Genomic DNA, 22,467 nt, shown 5'->3' on the forward strand with positions numbered 1-22,467 from the left:
TAGAAATTTATTTTAAGAAAAATTTAAAATTTAAATTAAAGGCTTTACCATACCAGCTTCAGCTAAAAAACAGCTTGGTTGATACTGAACTTTTCTTATCTTATCATACTTAGCATAGCTTAGCACTAATTCATCTTTTGCCCTTGTTACAGCGACATAAAATAGCCTTCTTTCCTCTTCTATATCACTCATTAATTTTGAATTTGGAAATCTACCTTGAGCTAAATCCACCACAAAAACAAGATTAAACTCAAGCCCCTTACTAGCATGAATAGTAAGTAAATTTACCCCTTCGCCTTGGCTCATTTCGCTCTTGCCTAAGGTTAGAAAATTATAAAAATTATCAATATTATTATGGCGGTTGCTAATCTCTAAAAGCACATTAGCCTTTGATATTATACGCTCCATTGCGTTATGTTTTAGCTCATTATCTATATTACCACTTTTTAGCGTTGCTCTTTTAGTAGCTAAAATATCAACTATTATATTGTAAATTTTAGATTTTATTATCGTGTTTATAATCTCATTTGAGCTACTATTTTTATCTAGATTAAGGATTAAATTTCTAAGCTCATATAAAAATATTGCACCATTTTGATTTAAATTTGAGTAATTTAAAATAGGAGATGCCATAAATTCATCATCAAATCCAAGATCACAAAATCTATTTGAAGGTATAAATTCACTAAAATCATCAAACAATCCAAGCTGGTAATTGTGCTTTTTAGTAGAGAGTTTTACACTATTTTTATCTGGATTTATAAGACCTTTTATTATGCTTCCATGACCTGCTGAGCTTATAATGTCAAAAAGCTCTTTAGCGTGAGCATTACCCACACCCTTAGCATACTCTAATATATGGATAAATGCCATAATATCCCTAGGATTTACTAAAATTGCCACTAGATCAATGAGTGCTTTTATCTCACGAGACTCAAAAAAGCTAATCCCGCCCTTTCTTTTGCAGCTTATGCCAAGCTCTTTTAATGCTATCTCTAAGCCATCTGCACTTGAGTTATTACGAAAGATTATGGCGATATCATTTTTATTATATCTGCTATCTAAGATTAGCTGTGCTACAGAGCTATACTGGATAAAAAGCTCATCATAAGTAAGTAAAATTGGGGATTTAAACTCCCCTTGACGCCCTACTTCAAGGGATTTTGGATATAGGCGTGGGTTGTTAGAAATTACCCTATTTGCTAAGGCTAGGATTTTAGCACTTGAGCGGTAATTTATATTCAAAGAAAACATATTAGAATCTAAATATCTATCTTTAAAGCTACCAATAATCCCTATATTTGCCCCATTAAAAGCGTAAATGCTTTGGTCAAAATCCCCTACACAAAATAGACTTTTAGTATTAAAAGCGTCTATTAATGAGCCTTGAAGGGAATTTGTATCTTGATACTCATCAACTAAAATTTCATCAAAATAAATTCTAGCCCCTTTTTTTAGCTCATTTTTCATCTTGATTAATAGATCGTTAAAATCAGCATAATTAAAATTTGCCTTAGTCTCTTCAAACTCACGCAAAATATCATCGTAAATTTCAGCAAATTCAGCCTGATCTGGATAGTTTAAGCTAAACCAATCTACAAAGCTCTCATCATTAACACAGCTATTACAAAACAAAGAGTATATATCATACAAATACGCCCCGCTATAGCCCTTAATATCGCTAATTCTGTGGAATTGCCTCCTATCTGTAATACTCTTTAATAGCGTCTTTAGCTCACTAGGCTGCTTTAAAATCACCCCTTTATCAAGAGTTTTTAGGAGTAAATTTGAAACTGAATGAAATGTCCCAGCTGTGATTTGCGATATTGTGGAGCTATCAAAATAACGCTCCAATCTCTCTATCATCTCGCTAGCGGCTTTATTGGTAAATGTTAATAATAAAATTTTATTAGCTTTTATGCCTGAATTTAGAAGGTGAGCTATCCTAGCTACTATTGTGCTAGTTTTGCCAGTTCCTGCACTTGCTATAATGAGATTATGCCCCATAGGCGCTGTAGCGGCTCTATACTGCTCTTTATTTAGCTTTGAAAGTGGCATTTACTTAGCCTTATTTGAGCGATTAATTGCTCTTATATGGGCTTCATAAGTAGAGCTAAATATATGAGCTCCTGTGCTCTTATCTCTTACGAAATATAGATAATTTGTCTTTTTAGGAAAAATTGCTGCCTTAATCGCATCAAAGCTGACATTACAAACCGCATTTGGCGGAAGACCAGCATATTTATAGGTATTATATCTTGAGTTGTCATTAGCTATTCTTTGTGGTGTTATCTTCTCGTGAGAGTGTAGATCATAATTTAGCGTCCCGTCCATCTGTAGTTTCATTCCGATTTTTAACCTATTATATATAACTGAGGCTACAATAGGCATTTCATCTTTATTTGCGGCCTCTTTTTGCACTACTGATGCTATGGTTATAAACTCATACCACCGCCTCTCATCCCACTGCCCAAATATCTTTTTGCTTAGGTTTTCGTGCTGTTTTTTTGAGATATTTATAAGGTAATAAACTAGATGAGCCTCGCTAATTCCAACTGGAATTTTATATGTTTCAGGGACTAAAAATCCCTCTTTAATTGGCGAATTTGCTAGATAATTCCTCATTAATTCATCATAATTTAAGCCAAATTTCTTAGAAATATCATAGAAAAAATATGCCGTAGTCTCTCCAGGAATTAAAGTAATATCTCTCATAGCAGCCTTAGCTGTAGTAAGCTTGTATAAAAAGTCAAATTTGCTAAGAGTGGTCTTGCCGATATCTATCCAGCCAGATTGCGGAAATCCCATTAAAACCAAAATGTATTTATCAAATCCATCAACCTTAAAATTTAGTTTAGCTAAATAGGATATAATTTCACCTACGCTTCCTTGTGGCAAATATACGACCTTACTTGTATTCATTGTTTGGGATAGTGATGCGAAAATCGTTAGGAAAAATATGAATAAAATTTCACATATTATATTTAAAAATCGCCTTTTAATGCTGTTTTTAACGCTAATTATAGCCATCTTTGCCCTTTTTATATGGTTAAAAATCGGAATTAAAATAGAATCTTTGGATTTTAACCGATTTAAAATTTCGCAATTATATATAAAATTAGATAACAAAATTACACTAAGAGTAAAAAATATAGATATTTTGCCATCTGATGATAAGCAAACTAGCCAAAAATCATCACTTCAGATTATACATTATGCTAAATGGATTGATATGCTATTTGATAAAATAGAGCTAGAAAACATATCAATTGGTAAGCAAAAATCATACTTCATCTATACAGATAATAAATTTAATCTTGATAGCAAAAAAATCTATATAAACGCACATTTAGCTAGGCAAAATAATAATCTAAATTTAGCCATAAATGAGATAAATATTAAGGATTTTAATACCACAATTAGCGGATATTTAAGGCTAAATTTCTATGATGATAAGCATAGTTTTAATGGCAAATTTAACTCATATGAGCTAAATGGGGATATAAATTTAAATATAGATAAAGATATTTTAAGCTATGAAATTTCAAATGTAAAAGCACCAGCCATAGCTCAATTTATGGATGCTTTAGCTGGTGCAATAAGCCTAGATAGCGAGGTTAAAAATTGGATTTATGGATATATCGTTGCTAGTGATTATAGGCTTGAGATTTTGCGTGGAGAGTTTAATCTTAAGAGTAATGACCCACTTATTTCTAAAATATATGGCAAAGCAAGTGCTAATATGCCAGTTGTCAAATTCCACCCAAATCTCCCAGCGGCAACTGCTAACTCAGTTATAATCACATTTGAAAACTCAAATTTGATATTTGATATCAAAGAGCCAGTTTATCAAGACCAAATAGCCGATATAGGACTTAGTATAAACAATCTAGATAAAAACTCAAATTTAATCTTAGATATTAGCACAAAATCTCTATATAATAGTAGTATCAATGATATACTAAAAGCCTATGATATAGGAATTCCAATATTACAAGATAGCGGATCTATTGATACTAAATTGCGTCTTGATATAAACCTTAATAGCTCAAATCTTAAAGCTGATGGGGAGTTTATACTAGATGATAGCGTTATAGATATAGCAGGGGCTAAATTTAGCTCCAAACACGCCAAAATAATTCTAAAAGATAATAAAATCACAATCCAAGACGCACATATACAAAATGATATTTTTGATTCTAATTTCACTGCTTTGATAGATACTAATAGCAAAGTAGCGCAATTTAATACCAAATTTAACTCACTGAAAATTCCAAATCTACTTGATATTAAAGATTTAGATGATAATATCACTTTAGAATTTGCTAGCGATACTATAATTAGCTCAAAAGCCCTAGGCTATAGTATAAATTTAAATCAGCCAATAAAAATAGATATCCCTAGCATTTCCCCGCTTAAGCCATATTCTAAGCTGATAAATGACCTAAACATAACCAAAGCCAATATATCAATCACCACTGATGATTTTAGCAATATTACAGCTAGGGCAAGTGATGTAAATTTTAATTTACCAATCATAAATAAAAAAGATGAGAGCTACACTAAGGATAACTTCACCATACAAATTAGCGATGTTATAGATATTAAAAGCGATAGTGGAGTGATAAATGCAACCATTATAAATGATGAGATCAATCTATTTTTAAACTCAGCTAAAATTTCCATAGATTCAAAAGCGGCAAAAAGTAGCTTAGATACCAATATAAATTTCATAGCTAATAATACAGCCATAAATGCTACTGATATTAATAAAAGCGTTTTATTTGAGCATTTTAGCGGTAGCAAGAGAAAAGATGAGTTTAGATTTGATGGGGAATTTGATGGGGGATATATATCTTTAACTGAAGGGAAAGATATATTAAAAGCAAGGGGAAATGGCATATCAGCTCAAACCGTAAATGATATTTTAGACTTTAATAGCTTTAGTGAAGGTATATTTGGGATTAAACTAATAGGCAAAAGTAGTAAAAATTTTAAGGCTGATTTAGAGCTACAAAACACATATTTAAAAGATTATATAATCTACCAACAGCTCTTAACTTTCTTAAATTCCGTTCCATCTTTGCTTATATTTAAAGTTCCTGATTTTAATACCAAAGGTTTTAGTGTTAAAAATGGAAATATAAGAATTCAAAGAGTTGATGATAATCTTACCATACACGCCATAGATATAGAAGGAGCAAGTGCAGATATAGTAGGTAGCGGGAGTATAAATTTAAAAGATAATAGCCTAGATATAACCTTGGAGTTAAAACTCCTAAAAGACGCTAGCACCATAATAGATAAGATACCTTTGGTTAATCACATATTATTAGGCAAAGATAAAAGCATATCAACCATCATCGCCATAAAAGGGACAATAGATGAGCCAGATATTCAAACTCAAGTGATAAATGATGTCTTAAAAACCCCATTTAATATAATTAAAAATACACTAACCCTGCCCTTTGTGATATTTGAGTAGTGTTGGTTAAATTTAGTTAGTTATAATATTGATAAATCAAAAGGAGAATATATGCAAAAACATCAATTTCAAACACAAGTGAGCGATCTTTTAAATTTAATGATCCACTCACTCTACTCTAATAAAGAGATATTCTTAAGAGAGTTAATCTCAAATGCAAGCGATGCATTAGATAAGCTAAACTATCTAAGCCTAACTAATGATGAGTATAAATCGCTTGAGTATAGCCCTAGAATCGATATTAAACTAGATAAAGAGAGTAAGACCTTAATAATTACAGATAATGGTATAGGTATGGACGAAGATGACCTAATCAACAATCTAGGCACCATCGCAAGGAGCGGAACTAAAGGCTTCATAGAATCCATGAGCGGAGATGCGAAAAAAGATAGCTCTTTAATAGGTCAATTTGGGGTTGGATTTTACTCTGCGTTTATGGTGTCAAATAAGATAGAAGTAATTAGCCGTAAAGCTCTAAGCAATGAAGCATATAAATGGAGTAGCGATACAAATGGATATGAAATTTCAAAAGCCTCACTAGAGAGCCACGGAACCAAAATCACTCTATATCTAAATGATGATGAATTTACAGATAGCTTTAGAATAGAAAATATAATCACAAAGTATTCAAATCACATTCCATATCCTATTTTTATGGATAAAGATGAGTGGATAGCCCCTCAAGATGACCAAAAAGAAGGTCGCTATGAGAGCAAAAACTCTCAAATAAATAAAGCAAGCGCTCTTTGGAGAATGAGCAAATCTGCGTTAAAAGATAGCGATTACAACGACTTTTATAAGCAAATAAGCCACGATAGTATCGATCCACTCCTTCATATCCATACAAAAGCTGAAGGTAAAATAGAGTATTCTACCCTATTTTATATCCCATCAACTCAACCATTTGATCTATTTAGAGTAGATTATCAAAGCGGTGTAAAACTATATGTAAAGCGTGTATTTATCACTGATGATGCTAAAGAGCTATTGCCACCATATCTTAGATTTGTGCGTGGGGTTATGGATGTAGAAGATATACCATTAAATGTAAGTCGTGAGATATTACAAGAGAATAAAATTCTAGCCACAGTAAAAGACCAAAGTGTTAAAAAAATCCTAAGTGAGCTAGAAAAACTACTAAATAACGATAAAGAGAAATACTCTAAATTCTACTCTCTTTTTGGCAATGTGATTAAAGAAGGACTTTATGGATTTAGCACCAATAAAGATAATATCTTAAATTTATGCCTATTTAAATCCACTCTAAACGACAAGCCAATCACGCTAAAAGAGTATAAAGAGGCGATGAAAGAGGATCAAAAATCAATCTATTATATCAGCGGTCAAAATGAGAGTATGCTAAGAAATTCGCCACTTTTAGAAGGGTTTAAATCAAAAGGGATAAATGTATTAATCTGTGATGAAGAGATAGATACAATAGTCTTGCCTATGGTAAATGAGTATGACTCTACTCCATTTAAAAGCATTAATAGCTCTGATATAGATAGCGAGATAGAAAGCAAAGAAATTTCAACTAGCGATGAGACAAACGCCTTAATAAACAAAGTCAAAGAGATCTTAAAAGATGAAGTCAAAGATGTCAAAATATCAAATCGCTTAAGCGACTCTGTAGCGTGCTTAATCTATGATAAAAACGACCCAGATTATGCTATGCAAAATTTATTAAAACAGATGGGTCAAGAAGCGCCAAAAATCAAGCCAATCTTAGAGATCAATCCAAATCACGAAATCATCACCAAATTAGCTAATAACGAATTGATGATAAACGATGTTGCTATACTAATCCTAAATATGGCTAAAATCAGCGAAGGTATGAGCATAGAAAATCCAAGCGAATTTAGCTCTAAACTCTCTAAAATTATATCTAAAGCTCTATAAATTTACTCTGCCCTACTCTGGGCGGAGATACTCTATCAAACTGAAATTTATAAATAAATTTAATTATAATGTTACGATTATACACACTCAAACAATTTTTTTAAACAATTTTTATAATTTATTTTAAATTTAATAATAATTTACGCTAAAATAGAATTTCACAAAATTTTTATCGATAGGAGTCTATATGCAATGGACACAGATATATGATCCACTTGGCAATATATGGCTAAGTGCGTTGGTGGCGTTTTTGCCAATTTTATGTTTTTTGGTTTCGCTTTTAGTTTTTAAGCTAAAAGGCTATATGGCTGCTTTTTTAACAGTTATTTTGGCTTCTGTTTTGGCGTTATTTGTATATGATATGCCTTTTTCTCTCATCGGTGCTAGCTTCGTTCAAGGCTTCGCTCAAGGTATGTGGCCGATCGCTTGGATCATCATCGCTGCGATATTCTTATACAAACTTTCAGTTAAATCTGGCTCTTTTGAAGTTATCAAACAAAGCGTTATCTCTATTACTCCAGATCATAGAATTCAAGTTATATTAATTGGATTTTGTTTTGGCTCATTCTTAGAAGGTGCCATTGGATTTGGTGGTCCAGTTGCGATTACTGCTGCACTTTTGGTTGGTCTTGGACTTAAGCCTTTATATGCTGCTGGATTATGCCTTATAGCTAATACCGCTCCAGTTGCCTTTGGTGCGGTTGGTATTCCTATTATTGCGATGGCAAATCTTGTCGGGGTTGAGCAATATGAAGTTTCAGCTATGGTTGGTAGAATGCTAGTTCCTCTTAGCCTTACTGTTCCATTTTTTATCGTATTTTTAATGGATGGATTTAAAGGCGTTAAAGAGACATTCCCAGCAATTTTAGTAGCTGCTGTTAGCTTTACTGCTACTCAATTTATCAGCTCAAACTACCTTGGTGCTGAGCTTCCTGATATTGTTTCAGCAGTTGTTTCACTAATTTGCACCACAGCATTTTTGAAAATTTGGAAACCATCTAATATCTTTAGACTTGATGATCAAACAGACTTTACAAGCAAAACCGAGCTTAGCAACGGCGAAATATTCAAAGCTTGGCTTCCATTTATCCTATTAATTGCTTGTATCATTTTATGGACTCAACCATGGTTTAAAGCCCTATTTGCTAAAGGCGGAGTGTTTGATTACACTGTTGTAACTCTAGCTGCAAATAATGTAAGCACAACTATAGTTGATGCTGCTGGAAAGGCTATTGGGCTAAATTTAAATATTAGCTTTGTAGGTCTTCAAGCTGGTACTGCTATATTAATAGCTGCATTCTTATCAATTTGGTTTTTGAAAATCAAAGCAAATGACGCGGCTGATTGCTTCTGGGATACATTAAAAGAGATGGCGATTCCTTGTATTACAATTGGTCTTGTTGTATCATTTGCCTTCATCGCTAAAAACGCTGCTATGAGTACAACTCTAGGTCTTGCATTTGCTCAAACTGGTGATGCGTTTGCGTTCTTTAGCCCAGTAATTGGCTGGATAGGAGTATTCTTAACTGGTTCAGATACTAGCTCAAATCTACTATTTGGCCCACTACAACAAGTAACCGCTAGAGAGCTTGGCATTGGTGAAGCACTATTTTTAGCTGCTAACTCAGTTGGTGGTGTCGTAGGTAAAATGATAAGCCCACAAAGTATCGCTATAGCGTGTGCTGCTGTTGGTTTAGTAGGTCGTGAAAGTGAGCTATTTAAATTCACACTTAAATACTCAGTTGCTTTCATTATCCTAATTGGTATTTGGACGCTAATCATCGCATTTTTCATGCAAGGAATAATCCCAGATATTGTAACTAAGGGTTAATTTATGAAAAAAGTATATTTTTTCGCTACTTGCCTTGGTAGTGCTGCTATGCAAGATAGCGTCTTAAATGCTATTAAACTTCTACGCCGCCAGGGCGTGGAGGTTATTTTTAAAAAGAATCAAACCTGTTGCTCTCAACCATCTTTTAATAGCGGTTATTTTAATGAAAGTAGAGCCGTAGCTATGCATAATATCAATCTATTTGATGAGGATATTCCAGTTGTAGTCCCAAGCGGCTCGTGTGCTGGTATGATGGGGCATGACTATTTAGAGCTTTTTGAAGGAAGTAGCGAATTTGACAAGGTTCAAAAATTTGCCGCTAGGGTATATGATCTAAGTCAATACTTAGATGAAATTCTAAAAGTAGATTATCAAGATAAAGGCGAAAAAATCAAAGTCGCATGGCACTCTAATTGCCACGCTTTAAGGGTAGCTAAAAGTGTAGAAGCTAGTAAAAATTTAATTCGCAAACTTGAAAATGTAGAGTTAATCGAGCTTGAACACGAAGAGGAGTGCTGTGGATTTGGTGGAACTTTCTCAGTTAAAGAGAGTGATATATCAAACGCAATGGCACTAGCCAAAATCGAAGATATTAAAAAAACTGGCGCTAGCTACCTAATAAGCGGTGATGGTGGATGCTTATTAAACATTTCAGGCACAATGAAAAAAAATGGAGTAGATATAAAGTGTATTCACCTATATGACTTCTTAATCAAACGGCTAGAGGGGGTATCTCTATGAGTAAAAAAATGCCACACGATCAAATCGTAAAGATAAAACTTGCCGATACTCAGTTAAGGCAAAATCTCACAATCGCTATGCATACCCTACAAAAAAACCGCCTAAATGTGATAAATGCTAAATTTAAAAATTGGCAAGGGCTAAGAGATAAGGCCAAAAAAGCTAAAAATAACGCTCTAATGTCCCTTAGCGATAGATTGATTGAATTTGAAAAAAATGCCACAAAAAATGGGATTAAAGTCCATTGGGCTAGCTCTGCTACAGATGCTTGTGAGATAATCTATGAGCTAATGCGTCAAAATAATATCAAAAAGATATTAAAAGGCAAATCTATGGCTAGTGAGGAGATAGGATTAAATCACTATCTAGCAAATAAGGGATTAAACGCAGTTGAGACAGACCTTGGTGAATTAATAATCCAATTAAACGATGAAGCACCAGTCCATATAGTCGTCCCAGCTATCCATAAAAACCGCAATGAAATAGGCAAAATTTTTCAAGAAAAATTAGGAGCTGATTTAGAGAGTGAGCCAGAAAAGTTAAATCAAATAGCTAGAAAACACTTAAGAGATCAGTTTGAAGGCTTGGAGATAGGGCTTAGTGGAGTGAATTTTGCTATGTCTAAAGAGGGGGCATTTTGGCTAATTGAGAATGAAGGCAATGGTAGAATGTGTACTACCGCACCTAAAATTCACGTTGCGCTTTGTGGAATTGAGAAGGTTATGGAGAGTTTTGAAGATGCGGCAACTATGGTTCATCTACTCACCCCTTCAGCTACTGGGCAATTCATCCCTACATATAACAACATAATCACAGCTCCACGCAATGAAGAATTAGATGGCCCTAAAGAGGTACATTTAATACTATTTGACCATCACAGAAGTGATATGTTAGCTCATCATGATTATTATGAGGCACTTAGATGTATTAGATGTGGGGCTTGTATGAATTTCTGCCCTGTATATGATAAAATCGGCGGCCATAGCTACCAAACCATCTATCCAGGGCCTATTGGCGAGGTGATTAGTCCAAATATATTTGGTATGGAGGCAACTGGCGATATTCTTACTTTTTGCTCACTATGTGGTAGATGTAGCGAGGTTTGTCCGGTTAGAATTCCTTTAGCTGATCTAATCAGAAAGCTAAGAGCTAATAAAGTTGGTCAAGGCAAAAATCCACCACTTAGCACGCAAAATGGTCATAAAAATAGAGGCGAAGCCTTCGCTATGAAGCAGTTTGCAAATATCGCCACAAATGGAGCTTTATGGAGATTTACCCTTAGTAAAACTCATCTATTTAATGGGCTTTTACATAAATTTAAAGGCTCTATTCCGGTGGTTAAAAACTGGAGCAAATATAAAGAGCTACCACAGATTAAAAAAGATCTATATAAAGAGCTTGAAAATATGGAAGGAGTTCGCTATGAATAGAATAGATGAAATTTCAGCCAAATCCAAAGAGATGATTCTTGCTAGATTAAAAGATAGCCATAAAATCACTGGGTTTGAATCTAGCAGCAGCATTGATCCGGTAGAGCATATCCAAACGACAGATAATCCACTTGAAGAGATGAAACAAAAAATGAGCGATAATAAATATATCGTCCATGAGTGCGACCCATCAACGCTAGAAGATACCATTAATGAGATTGTAGCAAGCTATGGGTATAAAAAAATGATCTATGGAAGTGGGCTGAATTTAAATTTAGATAAAATTAGCGCAGAGCAAAAAATCTGCTTTGATAAGCCTATAGAAGAGTTAAGAGATATTGTATTTCATAGCCAGTTTTCTATAATTCATGCTGAGTATGGCGTCAGCTCTCACGGCGTAGCACTTGTAAAATCTAGCCAAGCACAGCCTAGAATGCTAAGTCTAGCTCCAAATCTTTGTATAGTATTGCTAAAAAAAGATAGGATTAAAAGCTCATTAGTTAGTGCGTTAAACGCCTTAAAAGCTGATCAAAATGGCAAACTTCCAAGCAATATTTTATTTATCGCTGGGCCATCTAGAACTGCTGATATAGAGCTTATAACTGTTTTTGGTGTGCATGGCTCACAAAAAGCTCATTTAATCTTATACTAAGAAATCTGCATGGAGAAGCTCTCTCCATGCTAATATTATCTATCCTTAAAATCTCTTAGAGTAACTTTAAATTTAGTCTGATTATCTCCACTTTGACACTTGATATCAAAACCAAGCTCATCGCAATATCTCTTAACCAAGCTAAGCCCGATCCCAAATCCACCATTTTGCGTATCAAAACGACTAAATTTATCATATATTTTATCTATATTCTCTTTAGAGATAGTCGCTCCAAAGTTGATTATCTCAAAGCTATTTTGATTTAAATTTATAATAACTTTACTATTTTTGCTACTATATTTTATCGCATTTGATATGAGATTATTAACTATTTTACCAACTTTTTGTATATCGCTAGATAGCTCAAAAGAGCTAGAATTAATCTCAAATTTAATCCCCTTTGAATTCGCCGAAAGCTCAAATAGCTTAATATGACTCTCAAGCAAAGATTGCATATTAAATTTACTAATATTATTTGGATTATTCTTTAAATTCGAAGCCAAATCGCTATAAATTCCACTTAGGGTTTTGGCTGCTACTTTGATATTTTCTAAATATTTTGGCGGATTTTTATCAAACATCTCACTACTCATAAGTATCACACTCAAAGGGGTATTGATCTCATGCGTAGTATCGGTAATAAAGTTATTAAGTGCTTTAATCTGAGCTAAAAGGGGCAAATAAGCAAGTTTAACCAAAACAAATGCGATAAGACCAATCAAGATAAAAACCGCCCCAGCAATAAACCACACACGCCAAAATAGATCATTAATATCACTAGCGGTAATTTCGTTTTGTAGCTCTAAATTTAGGTCAATTGTGCGTTTTCTAGAGTGGATATTCTCACGCATATACAAAGCATCAGAAGTCTCATAAAATTTATCTTTAAATTTAGGAATATCAAAGCTTTTATATATATACTTATTTGTTTTAATATTATAAAGATTGATTGGGTAAAGACTTGCTAGTTTCATAATATTATCTATATTATCATTTAAGCGAAGAAGGTACTCAAGCTCTTTAGCGAACGCTTCCATACGTATCATATCTCGTTTGATTATATCGAATTTGGCCTCTTTATAATACATAGTGGCAAATCCGATTAAAAAAATCATACTAGAGAGAGTATATAGCAAAAATATTGGTAAAATATACTTTTTACTATACATATTCATAGCCTATTTTTGGGTGTGAAATTATCCTCTCCTCGCCTATGATTTTGCGTAAATTTCTGATATAAACTCTTAAGCTAAGCTCACTTGGTATTTGCCCATAATCCCATAAATTCATATAAATCTCATCTCTGCTTAATATTTTGCCACGATTTTTTAATAATAATACTAGCAAATCAGCCTCTTTTTTAGCAATTTGGACTATTTTATTATCTTTGATTAGCTTTTTTTGGATTATATCAAATTTTATATTTGGAGAAATTTCTACATAGCTATCACTACTTGAGTGGCCAAATTTGCGTTTTAAGATATTATCTACCCTTAAATGTAACTCTACTAATTCAAATGGCTTTTTGATATAGTCATCGCAACCACTTTTAAACCCTTTGGCTAAATCACTTATATCATTTAATGATGTGATAAAAACAGATGGAGTATCTACTCCTGAGCTTCTAAGATTACTAAGCAACTCAAAGCCATTACCCCCAATAATCTTAACATCAAAGATAAAAATATCAAATTTACCCTCATACGCTAGGCTTAATCCATCATCATAGTTATCACTACTTACTACTTCATAGCCTTGCTCTGTAAGATAATCTTTAATCATCTCACAAAGCATTGGCTCATCTTCTATAAGAAGTATTTTGCTACTCACAATCTATCTCGCCGGGCAATCTAAATTTATACAATTTGGATGGTCATAGGTAAATTTACCTGGACGCTCGTGATGATATTTTACTCTTTTACCAGCACAAATTCCCTTATAAAACTTCTCATCTTTACCTAGTTTTGCCATATTTTGACGCATTTGGTATCTAAATTCCTTATAAAATTCCTCTTTTTGTTTAGCATCCATATTTTGGGTTGCTTTTGTTATTTTGTCGTGAATTTTATCGCAACCTTCTTGAATTTTATAATACTCCCTACTAGCTTCTTTTTTAAACTCAAACATCTCTTTGCTTAAACTAGCTGGGCTATCAGCACCAAATGCTACACTACTACCTACCATAGCTATTAAGGCTATACTTAACACTTTTTTCATCTTAAATCCTTTGTATTAAAATATAGCGAAATTATATATAGATCTTGTTGAAAAAATGTGAATTTAAAAAAGAGAGTTGAATTTTTCTATAAAAACTAATGGATCGACTTGAATATTTTGCACTACCACACCAAAGTGTAAATGTGGGCCACTTACCCTACCAGTTGCACCACTTAGACCGATTTTATCGCCTTTAAGAACCTTTTGCCCTACTTTAACATCAATTCTATCTAGATGGTAATACTGAGTGTAAATCCCGCCACCATGGTCTATCACAACGCTCTTTCCAGCATAATATCTATCTTTAGCGATTCTTACAATGCCATCATTAGCACTTATCACACTCTGCCCTATAGCCGCTCTATAATCAACCCCACCATGATAGCTTTTAACACTACCATTAAACACTCTAGCATTCCCATACTGACTGGTAATAAAGCTATTCATCGGAGATATAAACTGGCTATTTACTAGCAAATTTGGACTAAAAGTCCTATATATCTGCGTAGCCTCATCTCTTTCTTTTTCTATGCGTTTCATCACATCTTTAGGCGGATTTGCCTTTGCTGGAGCTACACTTATACTCTCTTTTTTGTAGCTTTTTTGTTCTAATTTTAATAGCATTGAGCTACTTTGATTATTTAAGCTATTTGTGATATTTATATCATTTTTAGCATAATAGCTCACAGGAATAAAAGCTACTTTTACCCCATCTTTCTTAGGGTGATCTAGCCATAACGAGCTTTTATCATTAACCCTTAGCTCTCCTGCGTAATCTGACTCAATGCTAATAATCTCTAATCCACCATTAAATATAGTATTACCCCAGCTAAATAGAGCAAAAATCAAAAGAGAGAAAACTACTCGCATAATCAAACTGAATATAGGGATAAAAATCTTTTTCTACTAATTGGAGAGTATCCATTTAGCTGTTCATACGCCTCTTCTGTATCGCCATCTGTTAGCTCTTTAATCTTTTCAATAAGCTCATAAAGCTCTTCATCATCTAAATTTTCAAACTCCCCACACTCTTCTAAAACCTCTTGTATAATCGCTTCTAATTCTAATTCATCAAAACTCACTATGTCTCCTTAAAAAATTTTCGCAATAATACCCAAAATTCCTTAATCTAACTTTGAAATTTATATTTTGATAATTAAATTTATGCTAAAATTCCAACCAAATTTTTTGGAGCTATGATGAGAATTTTACACTTTATACTACCTTGCTTTATCTGCCTTAGTGGCTGCGCTCAAAATATAGATGATTTATCCATACAATCATACAATATAGAAGTGGATTTTATGGACGCAAATGAGCATAATAAAAGAGATATAATGCTTGGATACAATGATATACTACACGATGTTCAAATAGACTCAAATAGCGATAATTTAACGCTTATAATAAATGGAAAAAAGGCTATAAATAGAGTTAAATTTGATGAAATTTCAAGCAAAATCGCACAATATTTAAAAAATCATAGAGAGCAAAATAAAATAGCAATCGAGTATTATCTAGATTCTAAAAAGCTATTTAAAGCCCTATTTTAGTCTTTAAATTTCATTTAGAATAGATCCCTTAAAGCGGGATCTAAAATCATATAGTTATCTCTTTAATATCAGCTACTTTTAAGAATGCTTGGTAAATTTGACCAATTATCGATATACGATTTGCCTTAATCTTTGGATCATCGCTATTAATCATAACATTATCAAAATACTCATCAATTTGTGGCTTGAGATTAAATAGAGTTGATAAATAGCCCTTTGTATCGCTAATATCTAGCTTTAAAGAGGTAAATGCTAGGTGTAATGCTCTTTCACTCTCATGCTCCATTAGACTCTCATCTACTTTGATAATTTTGCTATCTTTAATGATATTTGCTAATCGCTTAAATGTGGAGAAATTCTCTTTAAATTCGCTATCTTTGCTGATTTCATCTAGAGCGATTATTGCTGAGTTTAATCTCTTAATATCGCTTATACCACTATTTAAACAAGCTTTTATAACTGATGGATTAGCACTATACATAGTATAAAGCCTATCTGTGATAAATTCCTCTAAGCTATTTAAGTCAAATTTATCATAATTTTTAGCTATTAAAGATAGAATTTTTTTAATATCAAACTCTATATTTAGATTTAAAACAATGCGTATAATCCCAGCTGCGGCTCGCCTTAATGCGTATGGGTCTTTATTGCCTGTTGGGATTTTATTTATACTAAATAACCCCATCAAAGTATCAAGCTTAGAAGATAGCGCTACCATACTAGAAAAGTAGCTCTTAGGGCAATCGCTACCCTCTTTATTAGGTAGATACTGCTCTTTTATCGCTTCAACTACAAAGCGATTTTCCTTCCTATACTGAGCGTAATAGCTCCCCATAATCCCTTGAAGATCAGTAAATTCATACACCATCGAGGTAGTAAGATCAGCCTTGCTAAGCATCACAGCACGATCAAGCTCATCTATAAACTCACCGCCAAACTCATCTTTAAGCTCTTTTTCATATATTTTAGCTAACTCTCTTGCAATATCACGCTCTCTAATCTCCTTATCATACATTGAGCCAAGACCGGCTAGATAGGTGATATTTTTTAATTTCGCTGAGCTAAACTCACTAGCTAAATCACTCTCCCAAAAAAATTTAGCATCACTAAGTCTAGCTCTTAGCACCTTTTCATTGCCTTTGATTATCAAATTTGAATCACTGCTAATAGAATTGCTAACTACCACAAAGTGATTGCTTAATTTTCCATCTTGATTATATAATGGGAAATATCGCTGATTTTCCTTCATAGAAGTAACAATAACTTCGCTTGGTACCTCTAAAAATTCCTTTTCAAAGCTACCCATAAGCGCAGTAGGCATCTCTGTAATAGCCACAACTTCATCTAGCAAATCCTCATCTAATTCGATTTTTAAACCACTATTTTGCTCTATTTGTTTAAATTCATTTAAGATTTTTTGGCGTCTATTATCAGCATTAAGGATAACTCCATTAAGCTCTAAAGCACTATAATACTCATCTATACTACTAAATTTTACCATCTCATAGCCATAATATCTATGCGGATAAAATGCCATTTGCGACCTAACGCCATAAATCTCCATATCCACTAATTCATCATTTAATATCGCTATAATAGATCTAATCGGGCGGATAAACTCATACTTACTCGCCCCCCATCTCATAGATTTGCCAAAATTTAAAGATGAGATAAATTTCTCAATAATCTTAGGAAGCAAATTTTTGCTTAAATCGCCTTTAATAACACTCTTATGATATAAAACTTCTTTGCCATTGATAGTTTCAAATTTAAGCTCATCTAGGCTTATACCGCACTTTTTAGCAAATCCTATAGCCGCAGCAGACCAATTTTGGTTGCTATCTAGTGCTATATTTTTTGGTGCGCCGATATTTTCTACTACCTTATCCTTAGCAAATTCAGCCATATCCCCTTGTAATACAATCCTTCTAGGCGTATAATCTAGCTTAAAATCGCAATTAATATTATACTCATCTAATACGGCTTTAAATTTAGGCTCGATATTGCCAAGCTCTTTTAAAAATGGTATCGCAGGAAGCTCTTCTACTCCAATTTCAATCAACATTCTCATTACTCTCTCCATCTATTTTTTGCTTTTTATCCTTAGCTGCCTTTCTAGCAGCTACTATCTCATCTCTAATCCTATTTTTCTCCATCATTTGGCGATTAAACCCAACGACAAGGACAAAAATAATAAATATAACGACAACCCAACCCATAAAACCTAAAAAATCACTCAATTATCAGCTCCTTTTGCCCCTTATAATTCCAAACAACAGCCCTTTTAACCGCTATTTTCCCATCACTTATTTTACGATTTGGGGAGTAAATTTTAAATTTATCTTTAGATATTTTAGCAAATCCACCACTAATATCTAAAGTAATATCATCTATCACATCGCCACTTGTAGCTATACTAATATCTTTTTTATCCATTAAATACTTGCTCTCATCTGCTTTAAATTCAGTATCTACACTTATATAAGATAGGCTAGTAACTTCGATATTTCCTTTATAATTCTCAATTTTATTTACCACCGCTTCAACCTTAGCCCCAACGCTAAGCGATGGATTTTTCTCATAGATATAAATTCCACGCCTACTCTCATCGCAGATTATATAGCCATTTTTATCCTTATACACAATTACCCCAGTGATTTTAGCCCTTTGTTTGGTAGATTTAATCTGATTAATCGATACCTTAGGCAGATCTTCAAAGAGTGATTTTGTGCTTAGAGTTGCATATATAGGGTAGTGATCAGAGTAGCTTTTATCCATAAAATTTGCCTTAAAAACGCCAAAACTTCCATCTTTATAACGCAAATTTCCACCCATTAAATCACTACTTAATATTATATGATCAATCGCACTCTTGCCATTTTTATAGCTACTTCTTTGACTAGCAGGGACAAACTCCCATAAATTCGTCCATTCATCAAGATCATTAAGCAGAAATTTATATCCATAATTGCTATTTAAATCGCCTAAAATCACCCCATTTTTACTATTTTTTACAGCCTTTTTCATAGTATCGGCTGCGGAGATTCTGCTTTTAAGTGGATTTTTAGCCGCTGGAAAATGAGCTACAAAAAACTCAACACTATAACCATCAAATTCAACCCTACTCATCAATATCGGCCTAGTTTTGACATTTGGCACTATATAAACCATACTATCACTAATCCTATATCTACTAAGCAGTCCAAGCCCTACTGGGGCACCCTTTGTGGTAGCAAATTTATAATATTTATATCCGCTTAAATCGGCCAATTTTTCAATTACATTTTGATTTTCAATCTCATTTAAAGCGATAATATCAGCATCTAATTCCTTTAAAACTCTAGCGATTTTTTGCAATTTTTGATGATACTTCGCACTATTCCATCTATTTGATTTAAAATCAGCATACTCGCTACCGCTAATCTTATCATCAAAAAGATTTTCAACATTATATGTAGCGATCTTTAACTCCGATGAAAACAGCACTCCAAAAAGCAGCATAAAAGCAATCAAAACTCGCATACACTATCCCTAAAATCAAATTTATCTATATTTTGGCGGATAGCCTCATAGGTAATAATCCCCACACTAGTGGCTAAATTCAGGCTTCTTCCTTGGCTTGTCATCGGAATTGTGATACAATTATCCCTATTTAATCTCATCAGCTCAAGAGGCAACCCACAATCCTCACCACCAAAAAACAGATAATCCCCCAGCTTAAACTCAGCTTCAAAATATAGCTTATTACACTTAGTAGTCGCAAAGAAAAATCTATCTTTAAATTCCAAATTTGCTTCTAAAAGACTATCCAAACTCTCCCAAATCACAGGATTTAAGCTCACCCAATAATCTAGCCCCGCACGCCTTAAATGCTTATCATCAATCTCAAATCCCAAAGGCTTAACTAAGTGTAATTTAGCTCCACAATTAACACACATTCTACCGATACTTCCAGTATTTGTGTGAATTTTGGGATTTACAAGAACGATATTAAACATTAAAATATCACCGTTTTATTATTATAAACAAAAACTCTCTCATCAAAAACTAGATCCAAAGCATTGCTAAGCACCATTTTTTCCACATCTCGACCAGCTTTTTGCATATCTTTCCAATTCATCTCGTGATTTACCCTTATTACATCTTGAGTGATGATTGGCCCTTCATCCAAATCATCAGTAACAAAATGCGCCGTAGCTCCAATAATCTTCACGCCACGCTCATAGGCTTGTTTATACGGATTTGCTCCGATAAATGCTGGTAAAAATGAGTGATGGATATTAATAATCTTTTTTGGATATTGCTTGACAAAATTAGGACTTAAAATTCTCATATATTTAGCCAAAACCATATAGTCAAATTTATATTTTGCCAACTCATTTAATACCAGCTTCTCATGCTCACTTCGCTCTATTTTATCGGCATTAATATAGATAAAAGGTATATCAAATTTATCGCTTAATGGACGCAAAGTATCGTGATTAGCAATCACAGCTAAAATATTTGCGTTTAAATCCCCGCTACTATGCTTAATAAGCAAATCACCTAAGCAGTGGTTCTCTTTTGTAGCTAGGATTACTATATCTTTTTTCTTAATAGCTTCAAAAAATATCACACTATCACTTGGTAAATATGCACTTAAAGTATTCTTAAACTCAATAGTATTCACCTGCCCTACAACCACAGCACGCATATAAAATCTACTATTTTCATGATCTACAAATTCACTCGTGCTAACATAGTTTAATCCATGCTTAAATACAATCTCACTAACTCGTAAAATGAGGCCCTTTTCATCATTACAATCAATCTTTAAAATATAATCCACAATATCTCCAAAAATTTTAGAAAAATTCGGTAGATTATACAATTTTTTTGCTAAAAATTAGCCAAAATTAACCGCTTTACTGATATAACAAAATTAACTATTTTTAATAATTTTAGCCAAAAAAAATGCGTCCATATCGCAATCTGGTAAAATTCTAAGCCCAAATTCTCCCACAATCTCACTATCTAAACCAAAGCTAACTGGCTCAATGCTAATATCAAATTTAGAGTTCAACCCATTTTTTACCACCTCTTCATTTTCACATTCAAAAAATGTGCAAGTGCTATAAACCACGCTTCCACCTGGCTTTAAAGCTGTAAGAGCTGAATTTAAAAGCTGCTTTTGTAATCTTGATATGGCCTTAATCTCTTTAGCTGATTTTTCCACAAACCCATCACCAAAATGCGAATAGCTAGAGCATGGTGCATCTAGCAAAATCTTATCAAATCTACCCACGCAAGTTCTTGAGATGCTCCTTGCGTCTTTATTATAAGTTCTCACCCACTCGCAACCATATTTATTTAAATTTGCCTTTAATGTGTAAAATCTCTTGCTATCGCTCTCCATCACTGCTAAACTAGCATTATTTCCCATCATATTTGCTAATGCAATGCTCTTTCCACCTGGACTAGCACACATATCCAAAACTGCGTCATTTTTACTCGGATTTAGGGCTAAAACTGCTAAATAACTGCTTGGATTTTGGATATATATCGCTCCGTTATTAAATAGCTCACAGCGGGTTAAAATCTCTTTAAATTCACTCTTACATATATAAAAATTAGGCAAAATTTCTCTAATCTCAACCCCTAAATCATCTAAATTTGAGATAATATAATCTTTATCAAATTTAAGCAAATTTAGATAAAATCCAACGCTTTTAGGCTTAAAAAAGCTATCCCAAACCCTTTGAAAATCAGCATTATTTAAGCTAGATTTTAAATAATCTTTAAAACTCATCTATTTAAAAATCTCTCTAAAATTATCATCGCTGCTATGCTATCAAATTTGCCATCTCGCTTATTACTTACTAGCTCACTAGCCTCAACGCTACTATAAGATTCATCTTGATAACAAATCTCTCCATCAAACTCTAAAAGCGATATAAAATGCTTAATCCTACGCTCCATCTCAGTCTCAGAGCTTCCACCCTTTGGCAAGCCAACGACTAAGATTTTTGCCCCTTTTTCCTTTAGCATATCGCTTACATCTCTTGCGGCTTGATTGCGATTTTTACGCAAGATTGGGGTGCTTGGGATAGCGATTTTGCCTTCCAAGCTTATAGCTACGCCAATTCGTTTAAGTCCAACATCAATAGCAACTATCATAAAATTCTCACATAAATGCCATCAATAGCAATCTTACCATCTAATTCATACTCATATATCAAATCCCCAAATTTAGCATAACAATCATCGAAATTTGAGTTTTGCTTGATAAATTCCACCACTTCATCGCCTATATTATCATAATTTTCCACGCCAAATTTCATAGCAAATTTATCAAAATCAGTGATAATCTGTGCCTTACCACTTTGTAATAGCTCATTTGTTCCACTACTTTCTCCAAGCCTTTGAGGCAATACATAAAGCGGAATACCAAATTTAATAGCAGCCCTAGCACTACTCATAGAGCCACTTTGAATATCAGCTTGAGCTACGACAACTGCGTCACTTAGAGCCACTGTGATTAAATTTCGCTCCAAAAATTGCCACCCCTTTGCTGTGATATCTGGCTCATATGTGCTAAGCGCTAATGAATTTTCATAAATATCTTTTATGATTTTGGAGTTTTGAATAGGATAAATTTGATCTAAACCATTGCCAAAAAC

22 protein-coding genes are annotated in these 22,467 nt (G+C 33.5%); 7 read left to right on the top strand and 15 right to left on the bottom strand.

Features of this window, described 5'->3' with window-relative positions:
* Positions 1-30: 30 nt before the first annotated feature.
* Both CSUIS19073_RS01185 and mltG read right to left on the bottom strand, forming a co-directional pair.
* The gene (locus tag CSUIS19073_RS01185) at positions 31-2,058 is read right to left on the bottom strand and encodes an ATP-dependent helicase (protein ID WP_086242127.1); all 2,028 of its coding nucleotides are present in this window, start codon (positions 2,056-2,058) and stop codon (positions 31-33) included.
* On the bottom strand, positions 2,059-3,069 hold the full coding sequence (mltG, locus tag CSUIS19073_RS01190) for an endolytic transglycosylase MltG (RefSeq protein WP_418229003.1): 1,011 nt from the start codon (positions 3,067-3,069) through the stop codon (positions 2,059-2,061). It lies immediately after the preceding gene.
* Between mltG and CSUIS19073_RS01195 the strand changes: the two genes are divergently transcribed.
* The 6 genes from CSUIS19073_RS01195 (at position 2,960) to CSUIS19073_RS01220 (ending at position 12,038) form a co-directional block, all read left to right on the top strand.
* Complete coding sequence (locus CSUIS19073_RS01195) at positions 2,960-5,485, top strand: YhdP family protein (protein WP_086236748.1); 2,526 nt, start codon at positions 2,960-2,962, stop codon at positions 5,483-5,485. The genes mltG and CSUIS19073_RS01195 overlap by 110 nt on opposite strands.
* 51 nt (positions 5,486-5,536) lie before the next feature.
* Positions 5,537-7,384, top strand: a complete 1,848-nt coding sequence (htpG, locus tag CSUIS19073_RS01200; protein WP_086242128.1) for a molecular chaperone HtpG — start codon at positions 5,537-5,539, stop codon at positions 7,382-7,384.
* Positions 7,385-7,571: 187 nt separating this feature from the next.
* On the top strand, positions 7,572-9,215 hold the full coding sequence (locus CSUIS19073_RS01205) for a lactate permease LctP family transporter (protein ID WP_439099164.1): 1,644 nt from the start codon (positions 7,572-7,574) through the stop codon (positions 9,213-9,215).
* A 3-nt stretch (positions 9,216-9,218) separates the two neighbouring features.
* Positions 9,219-9,956: a (Fe-S)-binding protein gene (locus CSUIS19073_RS01210; protein ID WP_086236751.1), complete on the top strand. Its 738-nt coding sequence runs from the start codon at positions 9,219-9,221 to the stop codon at positions 9,954-9,956.
* Entirely contained in the window at positions 9,953-11,386 is a 1,434-nt protein-coding gene (locus tag CSUIS19073_RS01215; RefSeq protein ID WP_086236752.1) for a LutB/LldF family L-lactate oxidation iron-sulfur protein, read from the top strand. Before CSUIS19073_RS01210 ends, CSUIS19073_RS01215 begins: the two co-directional genes overlap by 4 nt.
* Entirely contained in the window at positions 11,379-12,038 is a 660-nt protein-coding gene (locus CSUIS19073_RS01220; protein ID WP_086242130.1) for a LutC/YkgG family protein, read from the top strand. The genes CSUIS19073_RS01215 and CSUIS19073_RS01220 overlap by 8 nt, the downstream gene beginning before the upstream one ends.
* Before the next feature lie 35 nt (positions 12,039-12,073).
* Here CSUIS19073_RS01220 and CSUIS19073_RS01225 read toward each other — a convergent pair whose 3' ends face one another.
* From CSUIS19073_RS01225 to CSUIS19073_RS01245, 5 genes are all read right to left on the bottom strand, one after another.
* Positions 12,074-13,207, bottom strand: a complete 1,134-nt coding sequence (locus CSUIS19073_RS01225) for a sensor histidine kinase (protein WP_086236754.1) — start codon at positions 13,205-13,207, stop codon at positions 12,074-12,076.
* Positions 13,200-13,868, bottom strand: coding sequence for a response regulator transcription factor (locus CSUIS19073_RS01230; protein WP_086236755.1), 669 nt, complete (start codon positions 13,866-13,868; stop codon positions 13,200-13,202). Before CSUIS19073_RS01230 ends, CSUIS19073_RS01225 begins: the two co-directional genes overlap by 8 nt.
* Before the next feature lie 3 nt (positions 13,869-13,871).
* On the bottom strand, positions 13,872-14,255 hold the full coding sequence (locus tag CSUIS19073_RS01235; RefSeq protein WP_086236756.1) for a hypothetical protein: 384 nt from the start codon (positions 14,253-14,255) through the stop codon (positions 13,872-13,874).
* A 63-nt stretch (positions 14,256-14,318) separates the two neighbouring features.
* Entirely contained in the window at positions 14,319-15,125 is an 807-nt protein-coding gene (locus CSUIS19073_RS01240; protein WP_086236757.1) for a M23 family metallopeptidase, read from the bottom strand.
* Positions 15,126-15,127: 2 nt separating this feature from the next.
* Positions 15,128-15,337 carry a hypothetical protein gene (locus CSUIS19073_RS01245; RefSeq protein WP_086224406.1) on the bottom strand — a complete coding sequence of 70 codons (210 nt, stop codon included), beginning with the start codon at positions 15,335-15,337 and terminating at the stop codon, positions 15,128-15,130.
* Between the two features lie 117 nt (positions 15,338-15,454).
* On the opposite strand from CSUIS19073_RS01245, the gene CSUIS19073_RS01250 reads away from it, so the two are divergent.
* Positions 15,455-15,808: a hypothetical protein gene (locus CSUIS19073_RS01250; protein WP_086236758.1), complete on the top strand. Its 354-nt coding sequence runs from the start codon at positions 15,455-15,457 to the stop codon at positions 15,806-15,808.
* A 46-nt stretch (positions 15,809-15,854) separates the two neighbouring features.
* Here the strand turns inward: CSUIS19073_RS01250 and glyS are convergent, their stop codons facing one another.
* The 8 genes from glyS to CSUIS19073_RS01290 form a co-directional block, all read right to left on the bottom strand.
* Positions 15,855-17,879 carry a glycine--tRNA ligase subunit beta gene (glyS, locus tag CSUIS19073_RS01255; protein WP_086236759.1) on the bottom strand — a complete coding sequence of 675 codons (2,025 nt, stop codon included), beginning with the start codon at positions 17,877-17,879 and terminating at the stop codon, positions 15,855-15,857.
* Positions 17,863-18,048 carry a hypothetical protein gene (locus CSUIS19073_RS01260; RefSeq protein ID WP_086236760.1) on the bottom strand — a complete coding sequence of 62 codons (186 nt, stop codon included), beginning with the start codon at positions 18,046-18,048 and terminating at the stop codon, positions 17,863-17,865. The genes glyS and CSUIS19073_RS01260 overlap by 17 nt, the downstream gene beginning before the upstream one ends.
* A complete protein-coding gene (locus CSUIS19073_RS01265) occupies positions 18,041-19,330 on the bottom strand; it encodes an endonuclease/exonuclease/phosphatase family protein (RefSeq protein ID WP_086236761.1) in 1,290 nt (429 codons plus the stop codon). Before CSUIS19073_RS01265 ends, CSUIS19073_RS01260 begins: the two co-directional genes overlap by 8 nt.
* Entirely contained in the window at positions 19,318-19,806 is a 489-nt protein-coding gene (locus CSUIS19073_RS01270; RefSeq protein WP_086236762.1) for a tRNA (cytidine(34)-2'-O)-methyltransferase, read from the bottom strand. Before CSUIS19073_RS01270 ends, CSUIS19073_RS01265 begins: the two co-directional genes overlap by 13 nt.
* Positions 19,806-20,636, bottom strand: coding sequence for a formyltetrahydrofolate deformylase (gene purU, locus CSUIS19073_RS01275; RefSeq protein ID WP_086236763.1), 831 nt, complete (start codon positions 20,634-20,636; stop codon positions 19,806-19,808). Before purU ends, CSUIS19073_RS01270 begins: the two co-directional genes overlap by 1 nt.
* A gap of 93 nt (positions 20,637-20,729) precedes the next feature.
* On the bottom strand, positions 20,730-21,596 hold the full coding sequence (locus CSUIS19073_RS01280) for an RsmB/NOP family class I SAM-dependent RNA methyltransferase (protein ID WP_086236764.1): 867 nt from the start codon (positions 21,594-21,596) through the stop codon (positions 20,730-20,732).
* On the bottom strand, positions 21,593-21,964 hold the full coding sequence (gene ruvX / locus CSUIS19073_RS01285; RefSeq protein ID WP_086236765.1) for a Holliday junction resolvase RuvX: 372 nt from the start codon (positions 21,962-21,964) through the stop codon (positions 21,593-21,595). Before ruvX ends, CSUIS19073_RS01280 begins: the two co-directional genes overlap by 4 nt.
* Positions 21,961-22,467: DNA-processing protein DprA (locus CSUIS19073_RS01290; protein WP_337214373.1), on the bottom strand; the 507-nt coding region annotated here is incomplete at its 5' end. The genes ruvX and CSUIS19073_RS01290, both read right to left, overlap by 4 nt.

The organism is Campylobacter sp. RM19073, assembly GCF_024723495.1.
GTDB lineage: Bacteria > Campylobacterota > Campylobacteria > Campylobacterales > Campylobacteraceae > Campylobacter > Campylobacter porcelli.

Bases quoted from the DNA above. Each gene is read 5' to 3' on its own strand.
- CSUIS19073_RS01225 (WP_086236754.1), bottom strand. From the start codon at position 13,207: ATGTATAGTAAAAAGTATATTTTACCAATATTTTTGCTATATACTCTC.
- CSUIS19073_RS01215 (WP_086236752.1), top strand. From the start codon at position 9,953: ATGAGTAAAAAAATGCCACACGATCAAATCGTAAAGATAAAACTTGCC.
- CSUIS19073_RS01235 (WP_086236756.1), bottom strand. From the start codon at position 14,255: ATGAAAAAAGTGTTAAGTATAGCCTTAATAGCTATGGTAGGTAGTAGT.
- CSUIS19073_RS01210 (WP_086236751.1), top strand. From the start codon at position 9,219: ATGAAAAAAGTATATTTTTTCGCTACTTGCCTTGGTAGTGCTGCTATG.
- CSUIS19073_RS01265 (WP_086236761.1), bottom strand. From the start codon at position 19,330: ATGCGAGTTTTGATTGCTTTTATGCTGCTTTTTGGAGTGCTGTTTTCA.
- CSUIS19073_RS01220 (WP_086242130.1), top strand. From the start codon at position 11,379: ATGAATAGAATAGATGAAATTTCAGCCAAATCCAAAGAGATGATTCTT.
- CSUIS19073_RS01195 (WP_086236748.1), top strand. From the start codon at position 2,960: ATGAATAAAATTTCACATATTATATTTAAAAATCGCCTTTTAATGCTG.
- htpG (WP_086242128.1), top strand. From the start codon at position 5,537: ATGCAAAAACATCAATTTCAAACACAAGTGAGCGATCTTTTAAATTTA.
- glyS (WP_086236759.1), bottom strand. From the start codon at position 17,879: ATGAGAATGTTGATTGAAATTGGAGTAGAAGAGCTTCCTGCGATACCA.
- CSUIS19073_RS01280 (WP_086236764.1), bottom strand. From the start codon at position 21,596: ATGAGTTTTAAAGATTATTTAAAATCTAGCTTAAATAATGCTGATTTT.
- CSUIS19073_RS01205 (WP_439099164.1), top strand. From the start codon at position 7,572: ATGCAATGGACACAGATATATGATCCACTTGGCAATATATGGCTAAGT.
- CSUIS19073_RS01270 (WP_086236762.1), bottom strand. From the start codon at position 19,806: ATGTTTAATATCGTTCTTGTAAATCCCAAAATTCACACAAATACTGGA.
- CSUIS19073_RS01240 (WP_086236757.1), bottom strand. From the start codon at position 15,125: ATGCGAGTAGTTTTCTCTCTTTTGATTTTTGCTCTATTTAGCTGGGGT.
- CSUIS19073_RS01185 (WP_086242127.1), bottom strand. From the start codon at position 2,058: ATGCCACTTTCAAAGCTAAATAAAGAGCAGTATAGAGCCGCTACAGCG.
- ruvX (WP_086236765.1), bottom strand. From the start codon at position 21,964: ATGATAGTTGCTATTGATGTTGGACTTAAACGAATTGGCGTAGCTATA.
- CSUIS19073_RS01250 (WP_086236758.1), top strand. From the start codon at position 15,455: ATGAGAATTTTACACTTTATACTACCTTGCTTTATCTGCCTTAGTGGC.